Raw genomic sequence first — 19049 nt, 5'->3', positions numbered from 1 at the left:
TACAGCCCTACTCAACTGTGCGGAGGTGGGACGACGAAATCGAATTCTAACGAATTACCGATTTCTGTCCCACTCTCCTAACTTCGACCTGTTACAAATCTACTAGGTCTTAGTCTCTTTTTTTATTTTTCAAGTCCATTCCTGTTGCTCCTAAGATCGCTCCTAGTAAAGCGAGCCTAAGAGCAGATTCCACTCCTGTTTCTGGAAGTTGCTTGTTAGAAGATACTGTTTCTGAACGAACCTCTTTTTCCACAGCTGCTGGAATTGGCATTGGGGTATTTACTGGTGCTACTGGTTGATCTTTCGAAATCACTTGAGGTGTTGAAGGATCTGGAACCATTTTGTTCACAAGCACGTCTGACTTCACTGGTGCTTCTACTGAAGGGCTTGTTGGGATCACAATTTCTTTGGTACCGACTTCAACAATTTCTGCAACCGGCTCTGTGGCAACTTCTGTAGCGATCACTTTTCGACTTTGATCAAGTGCCGAAACCTCTACATACTCAAGACCTTGCCCTTTAACCCCAGCCTGGATCACTCTGCGTTCTCCTTTAGCGAGATCTGGATTGGTCCGTTCCACAAGGTCAAAATCAAGTTCTTTTTCTACGATTTCAAGACTTGGTTTGTCTTCCACTAGGGCTTTGACGTCATTTTCAGCCAAGCTACCTACTTGCGTGATTGGCTTGAGCCCCGCAAGGGCTTGGGTCAGAGCGGCCACTTCTTGATCCACCTGATCTTGATGAGCACGGCTCACATTCCAATTCAAGCTATCTAAGACTTTCGCAAGGGCTGCGCGCGATTCTGGTGTGTATATGGCTAGATCTGTTGGCACCGTGGCAACTGCTTTTCTAAGGGCAGTGAAGTCTGCTTTGAAATAGTCCTTGTTGTGGTTGGCAAAAGCTTCCATGAGATCAAAGACATTTTTTTCGATGTATTCTTCACTTGGGGTATCACACCAAACAGCTACCATGCTACCGACCATCGGCAAAGATGTTTCTGGATATTTTGTACTTGGGAGTTGTCTAAATGGAGTAGCAGCTGCATTGGCAATCGCTTTTTCAATATAACCACCACCCGTTTCAGGTGTTCTTCCCAAAACATAGTACCAGTCTCCGTTGGTATTAAGGAATTTATACCCCTTATCTGCCAAATACTGTGGAGATGCGAGGTTATAGCCCCACCATCCTTTGGACCAGTATGAAATCAAGACGTCCTTGTCAAAGGTAACATCATCTTCATCTCCATAATAGAAGCCATCGTTAAAGGCCATTGGCTGCAAGCCTTTTTCACGCGCCATGGCTGCAAGACTATTGGAATACTCCGCAAATTTACCATAGAGGTCATACCACTTGAGGTAGTACCAGCCTTGCGCACTGGTAGCATCATTGGCATATTCATCTGTTCCGTAGTTAAAGATCTTAGACTTGTCTTTGAAGTAGTCCATGTACTTGCCAATCAAGGCTTTGGTAAAGTTGACTGCTGCTTCATTGGTCAAATCCATGGTTGTTTTTGAAACCGTATCAAAGCTGGCTTGTGGATTTTCAATGCCCAATTTTTCCATGGCCACCAACAAAGCATCCATGTGGCCAGGACTATTGACCGCCGCAATCAAGCCGATTCCTTTAGCAGTAGCATAAGCATGGAGTTCATCCATTTCTGCTTGAGTCAAGGCTTGACCATTTGGATCATCGTAATAGGCCTTGGTGCCTTCTAGAATGGCCTTTTTCACATCGTCACTAGCATAGGTTTTGCCATTGGCTTCCACCGTCATATCATCGAGGACGAAGCGCATGCCATCGTTTCCGACAAGGAGGTGCAAGTCAGAATAACCCAGCTCACTGGCCTTATCGACGATCCGTTTCAGCTGATCCAATGAGAAGTATTTGCGGCCTGCATCGATCGAGATGACCTTCTTCATGGCAAGTTTTTCTTCCGCTTCTTTTGCTGCAACTTCTTTCGCGTAGCTTTCCGTATACACCAAAGCACCTTGAGCTGCTTTGAGATTGTCGATTAAGGTTTTGGCCTCTGCTCGAGTGGTATTTGCTCCTGCCCCTTCTAAAGCTTTTTTAGCTGCCGTAAAGGCTACTAGAGATTCCTTTGTATAGTGGTCCAAATCAGTTGGAGCTTCCGAAAGAGCTTTTTCGACCACTTCAGGATCTGCTACAAAGTAGTCCGCATTCTTGTCCGCGAAGGCATGCATGAGCTTAAAGAGAAGGTCTTTTTTGTAGGTTGCAGATGGCGTATCTGCCCAGGCAGCTACCATGCCACCGATGAAGGGAACCTTAGCCCCATCATTTTTTTGAACCACATCAATCGCTGACTTGGAAATTCCTTCGAGACCTTGATCAAGGTTGTACCAACCAGATCCAGCCTTGTCCCGTCCAAGCACATAATACCAAGCATCATTGGTATTAAGAATCTGATGACCTAGTTCAGACAAGAGTTTTGAAGAAGCGACATCATAGCCATTCCAGCCACCTGTCCAGTAGGACACAATGATATCCTTGTCAAAAGTACCATAGGAAGTATCGCCATTGTAGTAGATTCCATCATTGAAGGCCATTGGTTTCATCTTGTGTTTTTTCACAATGGCTGCTAGATCATTGGCGTATTGGATGAATTTTTCATAGCCTTTTTCTGGATAGCCTTCACCTGGCCAATGCTTGCTAGCTTGGAGAACCTGCCAACCATGGGCATCTGTGGCATCGTTGGCATATTCATCCAAACCAATATTGAAAATGTCTGCCTTGCCGCTGAAATAAGCCGCATACTTGTCTACCAAGGCTTTGGTAAAGTCTAAGGCTTTTTGGTTGTCCAAATCAACTGTCCGAGCTGATTTTTTAGTGCCAAAGTAATTAAAGTGAGGGTTTTCGATGCCCAATTGTTCCATGGCTGTCAGAATCGCATCCATGTGACCTGGACTATTAATAGTTGGGATGACGCCCACTTTCTTCGATTTGGCGTAGGCCAAAATATCATCCATTTGAGCCTGGGTCAAGGCTGTCCCGTTCGGATCATCGTAATAAGCTTTTGTCCCTTTTTCAACCGCATCTGTCACGGCTTGGCTAGAATAAGAAGTATCTCCCACTTTCAAAGACATATCATCCAGCACAAAGCGCAAGCCGTCATTTCCAACTAGAAGATGCAAGTCTGTATAGCCCGTCTTACTAGCTTCATCAATGATTTCCTTGATTTGCTCTGGTGAGAAGTACTTGCGACCGGCATCGATCGAAACAATCTTTTTCTTGGCTAATTTTTCTTCCTGATCAGGATCTTTAGCAGGCGTTTCCGTCGCTGGTTGAGCTGCCACATCCGACTCTGCGACAGAACTTGCTTCTTCGCGAATCAAACGGTCAAGATCTGATACCCGCAATTCACGATCAGGCAGTGTCGGTTGACTTTGATCGACGATTGGGGCAGGAGCCGTTGGTTTTTCTACTGTTGGCTGAGAAGCTTCCTCATTAAGGGAAATCGTCGACTCACCCTCGTTTGGCTGAGTTGGAACTGTCGTTGAAGGGCTGTCTGTAGCCGTTGGCGTATCAGCTGCTACAACATTCGCGCCAGCAAAAAATCCTATGAGCACCGAAGCAGCTCCTACTGCATACTTGCGAATCGCATAACGTGGTTGATCTGATTTCATCAGGACCTCCTAAATTGTCATTGTAATCGTTTTCTTAAATTTACCACGATATCTTAATAAATTCAATGAGGGTCCTCATTATTCTTTAATTAGGAGAGGAAGTTCTTGGATTCGATCCAAAATAAAACGAGCTCCTTACTCAAAAGGAAACTCGTTCATTCTTATAAATCATCTAAAGCATCTTTGACCTTGTCAAAGAACCCTTTTTTCTTTGGGTTGACCTTCAAATCACTTGCTTCCGCAAAGGCTTGAAGGGCTTCTTTTTGCTTGTCATTTAAACCAGTTGGGGTGACGACATTGACAGATACATATTGATCCCCCATAGCACCACCACGCAAGCTTGGAGCCCCTTTTCCACGGAGGCGGAATTTCTTACCGGTTTGGGTTCCTTCAGGAATGACCAAATCGACATCTCCGTGAACAGTTGGCACATGGACCGTATCTCCAAGAGCTGCTTGAACAAAGTTCAAGTCTAACTTGTAGTAGATGGTTGAGCCATCTCGTTCGAAACGATCGCTCGGCTCAACATTGACAACAACATACAAGTCCCCGTATGGTCCACCGTTAAAGCCAGCTTCTCCTTGACCAGCTAAGCGGATTTGTTGACCCGTTTCAACTCCGGCAGGAATCTTGACATTCACGCTATGAGCTTGTTTTTCATGACCTGTTCCACGACAAGTCGTACATGGATCTTTGATTTCTTGACCACGACCATGACAGACATCACAGGTCACTTGACGGCGCATCATCCCAAGAGGGGTCTGAGTATCCACATTGATGACTCCAGAACCATGACAGCGTCCACAGGTCACCGGACTAGTCCCTGGCTTAGCCCCAGAACCATGACAGGTATGACAGCTTGCTTCCCGATGGTACTTGACTTCTTTTTCCGCACCAAAAATCGCTTCTTCAAACTTGAGATTGACGCGGTATTGGAGGTCATCCCCTTGACGAGGTGCATTTGGATTACGACTTGCACCACCACCAAAGAAGCTAGAGAAGATATCTTCAAAGCCACCAAAACCAGCACCATCAAAGCCACCAAAACCACCTGCTCCGCCACCGAAGCCACCATTGGCACCCGCAGCACCATATTGGTCATAAGCAGCCCGTTTTTGCTCGTCACTCAAAGTCTCGTAAGCTTCTTGAACTTCCTTGTACTTTTCCTCAGCACCAGGCTCCTTGTTGATATCTGGGTGATATTTTTTAGATAATTTCCGATAGGCTTTCTTGATCTCATCTTGAGATGCATTCTTTGAAACGCCCAAACGGTCATAAAATTCAGTATTGTTCATAATTCAAGATACAAAGGGCGTTAAACGGACACAGCCAAAATAGGAGTTTTGACGACGGACGCTTGCGTCCTAGAAAAAACTATCTTTTTGGCACCGTCCGTAGCCCGTGTTCAGTTACGAACACTCTTTGTTCCTTTCTATAATTTTCATGTAATCTTTAGAGGGCATTTTCTATGCTTCGCTTTACTTGATCAAACTCTTTGTCCGATAGAGTAAATATCAAATCCTCTTCTGAGTAGTCGTTTTGTTCTTTAAAATAGTTGTCCGTATTCTCTTCCAAGCCTAAACTTAGAATCACTCTTCTTGCAAACTCTTGATGGGCAAAACCGATAGCCGTAATGATCTGTTTATCTTGCACAAGCACTTTCGGTTGGAAATTCTCACGTGGAAGAAATTCAAAATAGTCAAAGAAGTTTTGCCAAATTCCACCTGTAAATTTCGTGTCCTTCAACAGACCTGCTTTCGCTAATAAAAGAGGCGCTGAAGAAATGGCTGCAATGAGGATATCTTGCTCACCAAGGTCCTTCAAGAACGAAATCAATTTCTCATCCTGTAAGGCAGGCCCTATATTGACCATTCCTGGCAAAATCACACAAGAATACTCTTCTATACAGATTTGATCCAGTGTTTTGGTCGGTTGACAGAGCAAGCCATCCTCAGAGACCACCATCGAATGATCTGAAGCGACATAATCAATCGTGACGTCAAAAGACAGAGCTAAAGTACTCGTTAAAGCAGTTATCTCATAAAGAGAAAAATTAGGATAAATCAAACAAAGTACTTTTTTCATAGGCAACATCCTCTATTTTACCGAAAAACAGAGGCTGGGTTGCAACCTCTGGATTTCTTTTTATCATTTAGTTGTTAAGCTGAATTGAGCACGCCCTAACCTCTTGGTGAAAAAGATAAATCTTCCTAGAAACTAAAGTTCCTGCGTCAGATTTCCTATTTTCACTGTGAGGTTTTAACGGGCTTTGCATCTTACTTTTCAGTAAACTCTCCGTCTACGACGTCATCGCCTGCGTTGCCTGATGCTTGTGCTCCTTCAGCTCCTGCTTGTGCTTGTTGTGCTGCTGCAGCTTGTTCGTAAAGTTTAACAGCCAATGCTTGTGCTTTTTCGTTCAAGGCTTCAAGTTTTGCTTTCATTTCTTCAAGGTTACCTGATTCTTGAGCTTTCTTAAGATCATCAAGTCCTGCTTGAGCTGCGTCACGTTCTGCATCAAAGCCTTTGCCTTCAGTTTCTTTGATGGTCTTTTCAGTCGCAAAGATAGCTTGGTCTACTTCGTTACGAAGGTCAACTTCTTCTTTACGTTTCTTATCTGCTTCAGCGTTAGCTTCTGCATCTTTCATCATGCGGTCGATTTCTTCATCTGTCAAACCTGAGTTTGATTGGATAACGATTGTTTGTTCTTTTTGAGTTCCAAGATCTTTCGCTTTAACAGATACGATACCGTTCTTGTCGATGTCAAATGTAACTTCGATTTGTGGGATACCACGAGGTGCAGCTGGGATATCAGTCAATTGGAAGCGTCCAAGAGTCTTGTTATCTGCTGCCATTGGGCGTTCCCCTTGAAGAACGTGGATATCAACGGCTGGTTGGTTATCTGCTGCAGTTGAGAAGACTTGTGATTTAGAAGTTGGAATTGTAGTGTTGCGGTCGATGAGTTTTGTGAAGACTCCACCCATTGTTTCGATACCAAGTGACAATGGAGTTACGTCAAGAAGGACAACGTCTTTGACGTCACCAGTGATCACACCACCTTGGATCGCAGCACCCATAGCCACAACTTCGTCAGGGTTCACTGATTTGTTTGGTTCTTTACCAGTTTCAGCTTTAACAGCTTCTACAACGGCAGGAATACGAGTTGAACCACCGACAAGGATGACTTCGTCGATATCTGACAAGCTCAAACCTGCATCTGAAAGGGCTTGACGAACTGGAGTTTTTGTACGTTCTACAAGATCACGAGTCAAATCGTCGAATTTCGCACGAGTCAAAGTCATTTCCAAGTGAAGAGGTCCAGCAGCTCCTGCAGTGATGAACGGCAAGCTGATTTGAGTTGAAGTCACACCAGAAAGGTCTTTCTTCGCTTTTTCAGCTGCGTCTTTCAAACGTTGAAGCGCCATCTTGTCTGTTGACAAGTCGATACCATTTTCTTTCTTGAATTCTTCAACCATGTAGTCGATGATTTTTTGGTCAAAGTCGTCACCACCGAGTTTATTATCCCCTGCAGTTGCCAATACATCAAAGACACCATCACCCAATTCAAGGATAGATACGTCGAATGTACCACCACCAAGGTCGAATACCAAGATTTTTTCTTCTTTATCAGTCTTATCCAAACCATAAGCAAGGGCTGCTGCTGTTGGTTCGTTGACGATACGTTCTACTTCAAGACCAGCGATTTTACCAGCGTCTTTAGTTGCTTGACGTTGAGCATCGTTGAAGTAAGCTGGAACTGTGATGACAGCCTTCGTTACTTTTTCACCAAGGTAGTCTTCAGCGTAACCTTTCAAGTATTGAAGAATCATCGCTGAGATTTCTTGTGGTGTGTATTCTTTACCATTTGCAGAAACTTTTTCAGAAGTACCCATCTTAGATTTGATAGAAATCACTGTATCTGGGTTTGTTACTGCTTGACGTTTTGCAGCGTCACCAACGATGATTTCACCGTTTTTGAATGACACTACAGATGGAGTTGTGCGGTTACCTTCTGGGTTTGCGATAATTTTTGATTCAGTTCCTTCAAGAACTGCTACTGCTGAGTTTGTTGTACCTAAGTCAATACCGATAATTTTAGACATATGTTTTTCTCCTTGTTGATTTTTCTTCTTTTTTTGATATTTCCCTTAAGTGGTGGGGACGTGAGCAACTCCCTTCGGGATTTCATCACTTATTTTTGAGCCTACTGTCTCAAAAATCCCCTGTTTCAGTAGCACAAGCTACTGAAACTTTCACCACGGCGGGAAATATCTTCCTTGCAAGCCTCCGGCTTGCGTCTTATCTTTCTTTCATAGTTTAGTGTCGTTTCGGACAAGGCAGCCTAGTTATAAACCACTACCATGGCTGGGCGAAGGATGCGGTCATGGAGTTTGTAGCCTTTTTGGAAGACTTGTGCGATAGTGTCTGCTGGATGTTCGTCATCTGCAGGTAAGGTTTGGATGGCCATGTGGTAGTTATGGTCAAAGGCTCCGTCCGCTGGAATTTCTTCGATTCCTTCTTCTTTCAGAGCATGTACCAAACTTTCTTGGACCATTTCCAAGCCCTTCTTCACATCATCTGTCAATCCTTCGACGGCAAGGGCGCGTTCGAGGTTGTCCAGTGATGGTAAGATCGCTTTTGCCAAATCTTGGCTACGGTATTTTTGTAATTGTTGACGTTCTTCATTAGCACGGCGCTGAATGTTTTGCATTTCTGCATGAGCACGAAGGTATTTGTTTTCAAATTCTTCGGCACGCGCTTGTGCTTCTTCTAACTCAGAAGGTTGGTTGCTTTCCTCTACAACTTCTTCAGTTGTTTGGGCAACTTCCTCTTCTTTCACGTCTTCTTTTTTGATATCTTCTGTCAAGGCATACACCCCTTTCATTTAGTCTTAATTTACTTCATAATGGTTGCTGTTGAGGTAACGGTAGTAGTCCGTCAACTTCATAACCAGTACCCGTCCGATGACATTGACCAGGCTAATCACACGCCTGTAATCCATCTCTACGGGACCGATCACATGCATGAGGGCCATCCCACGATAAGGCACTAGGAACTTGTGACTAATCACCGTCACATTTTTCAAGGCCTTTTCTTGGGATTCTGCAACCAGGATCTGGGTCATTTGGTCTTCTGGCATTCCCCCTCGTAACTCCAAGGCTACGTGTTGGGGATAATCTAAGAACTGATAGGTCTGAAGATCGGCGTAGGTTAATGATGAAACCTTTCCTTCTACAAAAACCAGTTCTTGAAACAGTTGCGAGAAGACGTAATCAAAGAGATCCAGCACATTGTCTGTCGTCTTGAAATAGCGCTGTACAATCTGTGGAATCTCTGTCCGCAGGCGGTAGTGGATATCCAAGACTGTATTTCCAATGAAGCGTTCTTGAACCAGCTGATGGAAGATTTCCAAGTCACTGGTTAAGAAATTCTTTGGAATGGCAAACTGGACGGTGACAGGCTTTGATTCATCCAAGGTCAGAACCGCTAAGGCATCGTGGTTGGACAATGGAACAATCTCAAAACCAGTCAAGCGCTGACGTGTCGGTTCAACATCCTGAATCACTGCGGTGTAACCCGTCATCTGGGCTAGCAACTTGGCCGTAGCATCCAAGATATCATCTAACTTAAAGGCTTCGAAATCAAAGGCTTTCACCACTTGGTAGACATCTTGCTCATCAATCAGCTCTAGATCAAGCGAGTTCTGAACAAAATATTGAAAACCAGCTCGGCTAGGCATTCGGCCACTCGAAGTGTGGGCCTTTTCTAGTAAGCCTTGTTTTTCGAGGGCAGCCATGTCGTTTCGAATGGTCGCGCTACTGGATTGAATCACATCTTGTAGCGCTTTTGAACCGACTGGTTCGTGGGTCTTGGTAAAGATATCGACGACAAGATTGAGAATCTCATTTTGACGTTCTGTAACCATGACCTCACCTCTCTTTCATTTTTTAGCACTCTAAACACTCAAGTGCTAAACCTTGATTCTATTATACACCCATCCAAAAGAAAGTCAAGAGAAAAATCCAAAAAATTAGCACTCTTTTTTCAAGAGTGCTAAAAATCATTCTTAAGACCTAGAGAAGTGAATCCCCTCCTATTTTCCAGCCTTTTTCAATAGTTGAATATATTCTTCCAATACTAGCTGATGCTTGGCCATATACTGGGCATTTTCTACGCCAACATAACGGAAATGCCAATTCTCAAAATTCACCCCCGTGATGTTGCTCTTCCCATCTGGGTAGCGAAGGACAAAGCCATATTGCGGTGCGATGGCAGCCAGCTGCATGCCCAACTCATCACTTTGACCAGCTTCGACACTCATATCAATCGCAAGCCCCGTCTGGTGTTCACTAGCACCAGGGACCTGTACCTGAGTCTGCACCTGCTTTTCAGCTTCTTCGTGCGAAAGGCCGCTAGCCTCTAGTTGCGCAACACGCTCATTATAGAGCTCTGTTTGCTCGGCCACACTTCGATAGCCTGATATCAAGGTTTCTTCTGGGGCAATTTTTCGAGCCGCTTCTAAAAATTGACGAGTCGGTTCTACAATCCGACTATCCACTTTGATAGCATCCACATCTGTTAATTGTGGGTTCAGCTCAGGCTTCACATTGTCACGATTGACCAAGATCAACTGCCAGTCTTTTGTCGAAACGGCTGGTAAATCTGATTTTTCTTCCTTTTTCTTAGAAGAAGAGGGAGTCGTTACAGCTGTTTTTTTAGCCTTCCAAAACTGAAGCCCTGAAAACAAGCTTGGCTTCGCTAAGTAAACACCAATTCCTGATCCAAGGACCACAAGAAGAAAGAAACTCAATAGGTAAGGCCACCATTTCTTACGTTTTTTTCTTGCGCGTCTATACTTATTCGTCATGGCCACCCTCTAGAAGTTTTGCTCCAACCTTACGATAGGACAGATCCCCAATCTTTTCAATATGAAAGGCACCATCTTCATAGGCCAAAACCGTCACGCTTCCGTTGTCCAAGACCAATTCTTCGACCGCTTTTGGATCAATGAGATAAATCAAGGTCGTAATGGTCATACCATGGCTAACCACAATAGCATTGCCACCGCCAGCTGCTTCTACCTCTTTTGCGATAGCCTCAAATCCTTCTTTGATCCGACTACTCAAGGTTCCCCAGGATTCAGCCCAACCAGTGGTATCCACTTCGACGATCCCTTCTGCTAACTCCATCAGGCTCAACTGATGGAAATCATCGACCTTAAAGACACGGGGTAAAACTCCCATGAAGAGATCGCCATCATAAGCACCGTCAAAACTACCAAAACACCACTCGCGGATCCGTTTGTCATAACGATAAGGGATTTTCCCTGTCAGACCGAGTTCTTGAAGAATAATTCCCATGGTTTGAATGGTGCGTCCAGAATCACTCGAAACAGCCTCTTCAAAAGAAAGCCCAGCTTCCTTGAGACCAAGTCCTAATTCTCGAATCCCACGCTCTCCTGCTTCTGTCAGCGGAGTGTCTGACCAGCCCTGTGCCCGCCCAATGGTATTAAACATGGTTTTTCCATGACGAGCAATATATAATCTGGTTTTTGTCATTGTATTACCTCCGTATGTATCTCTTTCATTATATCATTTTTTGCAAAAAGAAAGTAGGAAAGCTCTTACAAGTTTTGAGAAAAAGAAAAGGCCATGACCAAAGGGTCAGCCTTTCAGGACGGACTAGGATTCTTGCAAGCTTTCACCGACCTCACGGTAACTGCTATCTCCAACCCCCTTAACCGTCAATTTTCCATCTTCATATTCTACAAGGGTAACACTACCGTTTGAAAGAGGCAGATTGAGATTTGGTTTTCCTTCGATCAAGCAGACCAAGGTCTGAATGGTCCAACTATGGCTGACCACCAAGGCATTGCCTCCTCCATTTTCTTCTACTTCTTTGGCAATAGCTTCAAAACCTTCTAAGATTCGGCCTTTCAAAACCTCCCAAGGTTCAGCCCAATTCGCTGTGTCCACTTGGCAGATGCCATTGGCCAAGTCTTCCAAGGTCAAAGTCTTATAGTCTTCTACATCTAGCACGCGCGGCACGACACCATGAAAGAGCTCCCCACCGTAGGCCCCATCAAAGCTACCAAAACACCACTCGCGGATCCGTTTGTCAAAGCGATAAGGAATCTGGTCTTTCAAGCCCAATTCATCAAGAATGATCCCCATTGTCTGAATGGCACGGCCTGAATCACTGGAATAAGCTCGAGTAAACTCCAAACCGGACTCACGCAAGCCGATTCCTAGAGCTTGAATCCCTCGTTCTCCTTCTGCTGTCAAGGGTGTATCGGACCAGCCTTGAGCACGGCCAATGGTATTAAACATGGTTCTCCCATGACGAATCACAAATAATCTTGTTTTAGCCATCTTGTCTCCTTTTGCAAGAAAAAAGTCTGGAGTTTCATCATCACAGACTTTTCTATTTTCTACTATTATACTAGATTTCTCTTAGTTTTTAAAGCTATGAACCGGAGCTGGAATTTGGCCACCACGGGCAATGAAATCAGCTGACGAAGCCTTGTTGACCTTCATTACCGGAGCAGACCCAAGAAGCCCTCCGAGCTCTAACATATCGCCCTCTTCCCCATAAGGAATGATCCGAACCGCTGTTGTCTTTTGGTTGATTACCCCGATAGCTGCTTCATCGGCGATCATGGCCGCAATGGTTGTATCTGGAGTATCAGCTGGGATGGCAATCATATCCAGACCGACGGAACAGATAGCTGTCATGGCTTCCAATTTTTCCAGATTGATATGGCCTGATTGGACCGCTGCAATCATCCCTTCGTCTTCTGAGACCGGAATGAAGGCACCTGACAACCCACCAACTTGGTTACAAGCCATGATGCCGCCTTTTTTCACTTGGTCATTGAGCAGAGCTAGGGCTGCTGTTGTCCCATGAGTTCCGACCACTTCAAGCCCCATGGCTTCGAGGACACGGGCAACCGAATCCCCAACAGCTGGCGTTGGCGCGAGAGACAAGTCGACAATTCCAAACTCAACACCGAGACGTTCACTAGCCATTTGACCCACTAATTGCCCAACACGGGTAATCTTGAAAGCTGTCTTCTTGACTGTTTCAGCCAATACATCAAAGCTAGCGCCTGGAACTTTTTCGATGGCCCGTTGGACGACACCCGGTCCTGAAACCCCAACGTTAATGACAACATCCGCTTCACCGACACCGTGGAAGGCACCCGCCATAAAGGGATTATCTTCTACTGCATTGGCAAAAACTACCAGCTTACCAGGCCCCATCGGATCTGCTTGGGATGCTTCTTTAATGATACGACCCATATCTCGGACAGCTGTCATATTGATCCCTGTCTTGGTCGATCCAATATTGACTGAAGAGCAGACAAAATCCGTCTCTGCAAGGGCGCGAGGAATGGAATTGATAAGGATTTCATCCCCCTTTTGGTAGCCTTTTTGAACAAGGGCCGAGAAGCCACCGATAAAGTTGACCCCAACTTCTTTGGCCGCACGATCCAGCGCTTTGGCAAAGGGGACATAATCTGTCGCATTGGTTGCTGCACCGATAATAGAAATCGGAGTGACTGAAACCCGCTTGTTGACAATAGGAATGCCGAGTTCCGCCGCGATCTCATCCCCAACAGCCACTAGGTCTTTGGCCTTTGTCACAATCTTATGGTAGACTTTTTCCGCTGCCTTTTCGATATCCGGATCAATACAATCTAGAAGCGAAATCCCCATGGTGATAGTCCGAACATCGAAGTTCTGCTCCTCAATCATGGCAATGGTTTCTGTTACCTGTTTAATGTCCATAAATTCTCAACCCCTATCTTACAAATTGTGCATGGCATCAAAAATCGCTGCGCTTTGGATATTGATTTTCACATGCAGAGACTGACCGAATTCTTCCAACTCTGAACGAAGCTGTGTGAAATCTTTTTTCTCATCCGATGATACGACTGCCATCATGGTAAAGTACTCATCCAATACAGTTTGAGAGATATCATCGATATTGAGTCCTAATTCTGCCACTTTCGTTGCAACACCCGCTACGATTCCTTTTTGGTCTTTACCAACGACTGTAATAATTGCTTTCATTTCACTGCTCCATTCTATCTATTTGCTTCCATTGTAGCACATTCCCCTTAAAATGGCCCTTCTCAACTGGGAACGTTCGGATATTTTTATGTGTATAAAACAATAAAGAGGCTGGGACAAAAGTCCTAGCCTCTTTATTGTTTTTGGATTGTCGAGCAAGACGCAGTAGTTGAGTGGGCTCTACTACGCTGATTTCATCAGCTTTTACAGCCCTACTCAACTGTGCGGAGGTGAGACGACGAAATCAAATTCTAACGAATTACCGATTTCTGTCCCACTCTCTCTATTTTGATGATTCAGTTTCATCCTTTAAGAGCTCTTTCTTCACGCGCACCGTACTCTCATACTCAGCCCCAGCTAGACGGTCAAAGGGAAAGCGACGATTGAGTAAGACGATGGCAAGAGTGAGAATCAGGTACAATAAAAGCATAAAGAAGAGCAATAAAATCATGGACAGGGTTAAGAGGGAATTGTCCGTCAAGTCGCTATTCAAGAGCGAAATCAAATAGAACAACCCTTGAGGAATCAGATAGAAATAACCTACTACTAGGATTCCCCGCCAGATGGTGCGAAGCCATTTTTGCTTGTCAAAATGCAAGCGGAATTTCAATAAAGCCATTCCCAAGGTTTTGCCCCGCCACAAGGGAATCAAACCAAAATAAACAGCCAAAACCGCTACATAAGGAATCGTCTCCAAACGCTCGATTACCTCGTAAAGCAAGGATAGCATCACAAAGTCGATCAAGAAGGCAAGACCCATCCGAAAACCAGATACTCTGGTCCCTACTCGGAAAGAATGTTCGTCAATTTCGTCTCGTGTTGGCAATAACCAAACCAGGAACCAACCGAGCAAATAGCCCACTCCACCACCGGTAGTATTTTGAATAATATCATCGACATCTGCTAGGCGGTAAGGACCCGGATACAGAAAATAGAGACCTGATAACTGGGTCAGCTCCAAAAAGAGACTAAAGAGGGCTGTCAGAAGAATCGTTTTCTTAAAACCACACTTAAAATAATAGCGCAGATACATCCCAAAAGGAATCAACATCAGGACATTAAAGGCAGGCACATAAAAAGTTGGATGCTTAAGGGCTTGAATCCAAGTACCAGTCTGCGCTAAATCAAAGGGGCTCTCCTTGAAAAAATCCACCACAAAAGCAAAGGGATGGAGATTGACCATTTCCGAGTAGCTAGTATGAATCTTACTTGGATCTGGCAGAGGCAAGATCACCAAGAGATAGACCGTCATCAAGTAAAGCATAAAAGAATAGAAAATCAGCACCCGCAATTTATTGACCGAACCATATTTTCGATAATTCAAAATCATGTAGGGCAAGGTCAGCAAAAATGCCAGGAAAGGAAAGAGCTGAACAGCCGTTTTAATAGTAGAGATATACCCCATTGTGTCTCCTTTTTTTCGTTATAAAATCACCCTTTGCACAATGACAAAAGGTGATTTCTTCATTGATATAGAATATTATACGGCCTGGTAGAGGAAGAGTCAAGGAAGTACGATGAAAACCTTACTGAGGAGCCGTCTTAATGGTTAGCTTCTCCCCTTCAAGACTTTACTTCCGATAAAGACCAATAGATAACTCACAATCCCTGAAAGATGCAATAGTGTTGAGATCCATCCGGTGATTGCTGGTAAGAGCATGAGGCCAGATAGAAAAATTAAGAATAGATAAAACCATTTTACGGTGCGTGAAAATTCTTTCCACACGTTTGGCAGGAGCATAATCCCTCCGGTTACAAAGGCGTATCCTACAGCAGAGATCCCTGTTGCCTGAATGTCTTGCCCCTGGGTTAAGAGGTGAAAAACGATGGAAGAAAGGACTGTCGCCGTCACAAAAACAATCAAGACTTGTCTGGAGCCTCTTTTTCTTTCTAGCAGTCCTCCGAAAGGAAGGATCATGAGTCCATTTAACAACAAATGGACCCATAAAAACCAGATAGGTGCGCCTTTACTACCGTGCATCAGGGTCCCACTGACATATTGCCAACCATACACCGGCTTCGAATGAAAAGCCAATAGGTCATACATAGCATCCCCATAAAAGGAAGTTAATAGAGCAAGCAACAAACAGATTAGAGCTAAAGTACTGATAACAGGGGAGGTTGTGAGGATTCTTTTCATATTTATCTTCTCTTTTTCAAAAACAGCGTTACGATGTCTCCATTCACGACCATTATACCATTTATTTCATTGGAGACAGAAAAGTTTTTGCTTCTTTCGTTTCAAATCTTTGCTGGAAAAACGAAATATCGTGACTTATTAGTCGCTCGCTATTTGCCATCAGATCAAACGTCGATCCTGCTTTCAGAATACCGTAGCAAAAATTTGACTTTCCATTTTAAAAAGAATATACTTATTCTAATCTGAGACAAATATTTTTTATTTTTTTAAATCAACAGTATTGCATTCAGAGAAAAAACTACTAACTTCATGGAGGTGACGCTATGTCATTAGAAGAAAAATTGAACCAAGCAAAAGGTTCTGTTAAAGAAGGCCTTGGTAAATTAACCGGCGATACAAAAACAGAAGCTGAAGGCACTGCTGAAAAAGTTGCTTCAAAAGCAAAAGAAGTTGCTGAAGATGCAAAAGAAGCTGTTGAAGGAGCTATCAAGGGCGTTAAAAATATCTTTCATAAAGACGACAAATAGTCTTTAACATCCTAGACCTACTCTATTTTCTACAGTCACATTTGACTGTGAAAGATAGGGTGGTTTTTTATTTTCCATTTATCTTAGGTATAGAAAAAACACCCCGAAGGGTGCTCTTTGTAAGTATAGTAATTCTTTCGAATTAACATTTTGAGTGCAGTGGTTGCCATCCAATCAAACATCGCTACGCTTGTTTTCTTGGGGCAACTATGCATAGCATATCTCTATGCGACTAAAGTCGCTAGAGCTATCCTAATTGCGCACCGCCAGTTCTCATACAAAAAACACCTTGCAAGATGCAAAGTGTTTTCGTTTGTATTCTACTTTCCAGCAACGAATTAACGTTTAGAGAACTGGCTAGCTTTACGAGCTTTCTTAAGACCTGGTTTGGAAAGTATGAATTTCAGTTGGACTAAAAACAGCGTAATATCAAGACTTTTCTCCGCTTTTATAAAAGCGTTTTTCCAATCAAATTCAACTAATTTTATCTAAATGGTGTGGATTTTACCCCCAAAATTACAGAGAATGGAGCTGATAAACACTAAACGTTCACACCATTAGTTAAATGATTTTTTTCATCATTTTTCTTAGATGATAGAACTTCTAATTTATTTCTTATTCAAGCAAAAACAACCTGCTATAAGTAAGAAAGAGGAAGATACAAGAAAAACACGGCGTAAAAACCGATTCAGTTCATTGTCCTCAATCCTTGTCTGCTTCATTTTCTTTTACGAGATCGTTTTGTGAATCTTTTTCAGAGAGTTTTTGATCAATATACTTGTCAATGTTTTCATAAAATTCCTTGGTCGCTTCACTATCTAATGTTGGCGAGTTCTGAACTTGATTCACTTTCAATTGAACAGATTGAATACCGTAAGAGGCTTGTTTTTGGTGGAGTGTTTCTAATTCTTCTTCTGAAATCGGATCTCCAACAACCGTCAAGACCAATTCATTGTTACTTGACTTGTAGACTTGATTAATAACCGTATAATTGGCGAACTCTTTTCCTACAAACTGTTTGATCCCTTCTTTGCGCGCTTGTTCTATTGTCAGAGTAACTGCCGAATAGCTAGCTGGAAGAATCAACAATACAATCAAAGAAATCAAGCCAATTCTCATTTTAATGCTCAGCTCTTTAAATGAAGTTAAAGGAGATTTTCTCATCAAAATTCTTGTTCCAACAATGTTGGCTAGCATGATAAAGACACAGTTGATCAAGAAAAGATAGAGAGCCCCCAATAAAAATCGTACATTCCCATTAGCTAAACCATAGCCAGCAGTACAGATAGGCGGCATCAAAGCTGTAGCAATGGCTACTCCTGGCACGATATTGTTTGCTTCTTTTTTCCTTGAACCGATCACACCAGCAATCCCACCAGCAATAGCAATGAGAACATCCCAAATGGTTGGAGAGGTTCGTGCGATCAACTCGCTACTTGCATAAGACAAGGGAGAAATCCAGAAATACAGAGTCGAGACAAGCAAACTGACCAACACTTGAGTCAATAAAACCTCTAGAGATTGCTTGATTAAACGCGTATCAAAAATAGCTAAACCGAATCCCAGTCCAACAATCGGTGTCATGAGAGGTGAAATTAACATGGCTCCAATAATAACAGCTGTTGAATTCATATTTAGACCGATAGAGGCAATAAAAATTGCACACATCAAAATCGCTGTATCTCTCAATCGAACATGAAGGTCATCGTATAATTTCTCACGGTATTCCCGTGTTGAATAATTGGCAGTTATTTGTCCTCTCCTCTTTCCTTATTTAAATCGGTATAATAATTAATAATAACAGCTGATAAACAGCCAAAAAATATGAGCCCATAAATCGTCAAGAAGACACTGGTAATCCTTCCAATCAAGGTCACAGCTAGGAGATCCCCGTAGCCGACAGTCGTCGAAGTCACAAAAGCATACCAAAGACCGTCTCCGTAATTTGTGATAGCAGGTTCAACTAGGAAAAGCACGCCTCCTGACCCAAAAACAAAGGTCACAAAACTCAGAGCAAACCGAGTAAAACCCGTAACCTGTATAATATGCCATAACATTTTTAAACGTCTCATTTGTTCTCCTTATTCATACTAGCTCCTGACCGAGCCGTTTTTTCCAATAATCAAAGTGAAGATAGGACATGATCTCCATCAGAGAAAGATAGACAAACTGATAGATCTGATTTAAGCTGATTATCAACTGATATTGTTTGAAAAATGACTGGAAGAAAGACCAGATATGACTGTCTTGAATCAGTCCCTTCTTAACATCAGACAGGATATTAGCTAAAGCTCCCAAGGACTGAAACGGTAAATCCTTGACATTTATATAGATCCGGTCCACCACATCATTCAGACTGGTATCTTGGATGGCATGAAATTCTCCAAAGAGAACTCCTGCCGCTCCAAGAGTAGAAACAAATTCCACCAAATAATTTCTGAGGAAATTTTCTCAACCTTTTCCCATAATGTGTTTAGTGCCATCCATAACGATCCCAACCAGAAAAAGGAAAGAAAACAAGCAAAGAAATTTTGCCGTAAATCCCAAAAAGCTTCAAGACTTGGTGTTGTTGGTTTTTCTAACTCTAAAATCAAGATGGTCATAATAATTGCTAGAACAGCATCTGTCAATACAATTAATCTGTCTTTCTTCATCGGATTGCATCCCCT

18 protein-coding genes are annotated in these 19049 nt (G+C 43.2%); 1 reads left to right on the top strand and 17 read right to left on the bottom strand.

Annotation, left to right across the window (positions count from 1 at the left end):
- Window positions 1-109: 109 nt before the first annotated feature.
- From ACESR9_RS09365 to ACESR9_RS09305, 13 genes are all read right to left on the bottom strand, one after another.
- Window positions 110-3640: a family 20 glycosylhydrolase gene (locus tag ACESR9_RS09365; RefSeq protein WP_373106360.1), complete on the bottom strand. Its 3531-nt coding sequence runs from the start codon at window positions 3638-3640 to the stop codon at window positions 110-112.
- 161 nt (window positions 3641-3801) lie between these two features.
- A complete protein-coding gene (gene dnaJ, locus ACESR9_RS09360; protein ID WP_003004734.1) occupies window positions 3802-4935 on the bottom strand; it encodes a molecular chaperone DnaJ in 1134 nt (377 codons plus the stop codon).
- A 157-nt stretch (window positions 4936-5092) separates the two neighbouring features.
- A complete protein-coding gene (locus ACESR9_RS09355) occupies window positions 5093-5725 on the bottom strand; it encodes a DJ-1/PfpI family protein (protein ID WP_373106359.1) in 633 nt (210 codons plus the stop codon).
- A 191-nt stretch (window positions 5726-5916) separates the two neighbouring features.
- A complete protein-coding gene (gene dnaK / locus ACESR9_RS09350) occupies window positions 5917-7740 on the bottom strand; it encodes a molecular chaperone DnaK (protein WP_021154445.1) in 1824 nt (607 codons plus the stop codon).
- A 239-nt stretch (window positions 7741-7979) separates the two neighbouring features.
- Window positions 7980-8504, bottom strand: a complete 525-nt coding sequence (gene grpE, locus ACESR9_RS09345; RefSeq protein WP_301355021.1) for a nucleotide exchange factor GrpE — start codon at window positions 8502-8504, stop codon at window positions 7980-7982.
- A gap of 24 nt (window positions 8505-8528) precedes the next feature.
- On the bottom strand, window positions 8529-9563 hold the full coding sequence (gene hrcA, locus ACESR9_RS09340; RefSeq protein ID WP_031576020.1) for a heat-inducible transcriptional repressor HrcA: 1035 nt from the start codon (window positions 9561-9563) through the stop codon (window positions 8529-8531).
- 168 nt (window positions 9564-9731) lie between these two features.
- Window positions 9732-10505, bottom strand: a complete 774-nt coding sequence (locus ACESR9_RS09335) for a M15 family metallopeptidase (protein ID WP_031576018.1) — start codon at window positions 10503-10505, stop codon at window positions 9732-9734.
- On the bottom strand, window positions 10495-11196 hold the full coding sequence (locus ACESR9_RS09330) for a histidine phosphatase family protein (RefSeq protein WP_031576016.1): 702 nt from the start codon (window positions 11194-11196) through the stop codon (window positions 10495-10497). Before ACESR9_RS09330 ends, ACESR9_RS09335 begins: the two co-directional genes overlap by 11 nt.
- A 123-nt stretch (window positions 11197-11319) precedes the next feature.
- Window positions 11320-12009 (bottom strand): histidine phosphatase family protein, encoded by a 690-nt coding sequence (locus tag ACESR9_RS09325; protein ID WP_373106358.1) that lies wholly within the window; start codon window positions 12007-12009, stop codon window positions 11320-11322.
- A gap of 81 nt (window positions 12010-12090) precedes the next feature.
- Window positions 12091-13428, bottom strand: a complete 1338-nt coding sequence (locus ACESR9_RS09320; protein WP_340281735.1) for a PFL family protein — start codon at window positions 13426-13428, stop codon at window positions 12091-12093.
- A gap of 18 nt (window positions 13429-13446) precedes the next feature.
- The gene (locus tag ACESR9_RS09315; protein WP_003004214.1) at window positions 13447-13713 is read right to left on the bottom strand and encodes an ACT domain-containing protein; all 267 of its coding nucleotides are present in this window, start codon (window positions 13711-13713) and stop codon (window positions 13447-13449) included.
- A 283-nt stretch (window positions 13714-13996) separates the two neighbouring features.
- Window positions 13997-15118: a VanZ family protein gene (locus ACESR9_RS09310; protein ID WP_070590493.1), complete on the bottom strand. Its 1122-nt coding sequence runs from the start codon at window positions 15116-15118 to the stop codon at window positions 13997-13999.
- Between the two features lie 144 nt (window positions 15119-15262).
- Complete coding sequence (locus tag ACESR9_RS09305; RefSeq protein ID WP_373106357.1) at window positions 15263-15853, bottom strand: rhomboid family intramembrane serine protease; 591 nt, start codon at window positions 15851-15853, stop codon at window positions 15263-15265.
- Window positions 15854-16176: 323 nt separating this feature from the next.
- Here ACESR9_RS09305 and ACESR9_RS09300 point away from each other — a divergent pair, with 323 nt between their 5' ends.
- Window positions 16177-16380, top strand: a complete 204-nt coding sequence (locus ACESR9_RS09300; protein ID WP_049471982.1) for a CsbD family protein — start codon at window positions 16177-16179, stop codon at window positions 16378-16380.
- Between the two features lie 702 nt (window positions 16381-17082).
- Here the strand turns inward: ACESR9_RS09300 and ACESR9_RS09295 are convergent.
- From ACESR9_RS09295 to ACESR9_RS09280, 4 genes are read right to left on the bottom strand one after another with little or no spacing between them, the layout of a single operon-like run.
- The gene (locus tag ACESR9_RS09295; protein WP_000126416.1) at window positions 17083-18132 is read right to left on the bottom strand and encodes a DUF389 domain-containing protein; all 1050 of its coding nucleotides are present in this window, start codon (window positions 18130-18132) and stop codon (window positions 17083-17085) included.
- Window positions 18129-18452: a potassium channel family protein gene (locus tag ACESR9_RS09290; protein WP_001253404.1), complete on the bottom strand. Its 324-nt coding sequence runs from the start codon at window positions 18450-18452 to the stop codon at window positions 18129-18131. Before ACESR9_RS09290 ends, ACESR9_RS09295 begins: the two co-directional genes overlap by 4 nt.
- A gap of 13 nt (window positions 18453-18465) precedes the next feature.
- Window positions 18466-18807, bottom strand: a complete 342-nt coding sequence (locus ACESR9_RS09285) for a hypothetical protein (RefSeq protein WP_000397556.1) — start codon at window positions 18805-18807, stop codon at window positions 18466-18468.
- Entirely contained in the window at window positions 18732-19034 is a 303-nt protein-coding gene (locus tag ACESR9_RS09280; protein WP_004240734.1) for a TMEM175 family protein, read from the bottom strand. Before ACESR9_RS09280 ends, ACESR9_RS09285 begins: the two co-directional genes overlap by 76 nt.
- Window positions 19035-19049 lie beyond the last annotated feature (15 nt).

Origin of the sequence: Streptococcus parasanguinis, from assembly GCF_964238605.1 — a bacterium.
Classification (GTDB): Bacteria; Bacillota; Bacilli; order Lactobacillales; family Streptococcaceae; genus Streptococcus; species Streptococcus parasanguinis_AJ.
This window is presented reverse-complemented; position numbering and strand designations above follow the sequence as displayed.

Bases quoted from the DNA above. Each gene is read 5' to 3' on its own strand.
- ACESR9_RS09365 (WP_373106360.1), bottom strand. From the start codon at position 3,640: ATGAAATCAGATCAACCACGTTATGCGATTCGCAAGTATGCAGTAGGA.
- dnaJ (WP_003004734.1), bottom strand. From the start codon at position 4,935: ATGAACAATACTGAATTTTATGACCGTTTGGGCGTTTCAAAGAATGCA.
- ACESR9_RS09355 (WP_373106359.1), bottom strand. From the start codon at position 5,725: ATGAAAAAAGTACTTTGTTTGATTTATCCTAATTTTTCTCTTTATGAG.
- dnaK (WP_021154445.1), bottom strand. From the start codon at position 7,740: ATGTCTAAAATTATCGGTATTGACTTAGGTACAACAAACTCAGCAGTA.
- hrcA (WP_031576020.1), bottom strand. From the start codon at position 9,563: ATGGTTACAGAACGTCAAAATGAGATTCTCAATCTTGTCGTCGATATC.
- ACESR9_RS09335 (WP_031576018.1), bottom strand. From the start codon at position 10,505: ATGACGAATAAGTATAGACGCGCAAGAAAAAAACGTAAGAAATGGTGG.
- ACESR9_RS09330 (WP_031576016.1), bottom strand. From the start codon at position 11,196: ATGACAAAAACCAGATTATATATTGCTCGTCATGGAAAAACCATGTTT.
- ACESR9_RS09325 (WP_373106358.1), bottom strand. From the start codon at position 12,009: ATGGCTAAAACAAGATTATTTGTGATTCGTCATGGGAGAACCATGTTT.
- ACESR9_RS09320 (WP_340281735.1), bottom strand. From the start codon at position 13,428: ATGGACATTAAACAGGTAACAGAAACCATTGCCATGATTGAGGAGCAG.
- ACESR9_RS09315 (WP_003004214.1), bottom strand. From the start codon at position 13,713: ATGAAAGCAATTATTACAGTCGTTGGTAAAGACCAAAAAGGAATCGTA.
- ACESR9_RS09310 (WP_070590493.1), bottom strand. From the start codon at position 15,118: ATGGGGTATATCTCTACTATTAAAACGGCTGTTCAGCTCTTTCCTTTC.
- ACESR9_RS09305 (WP_373106357.1), bottom strand. From the start codon at position 15,853: ATGAAAAGAATCCTCACAACCTCCCCTGTTATCAGTACTTTAGCTCTA.
- ACESR9_RS09300 (WP_049471982.1), top strand. From the start codon at position 16,177: ATGTCATTAGAAGAAAAATTGAACCAAGCAAAAGGTTCTGTTAAAGAA.
- ACESR9_RS09290 (WP_001253404.1), bottom strand. From the start codon at position 18,452: ATGAGACGTTTAAAAATGTTATGGCATATTATACAGGTTACGGGTTTT.
- ACESR9_RS09280 (WP_004240734.1), bottom strand. From the start codon at position 19,034: ATGAAGAAAGACAGATTAATTGTATTGACAGATGCTGTTCTAGCAATT.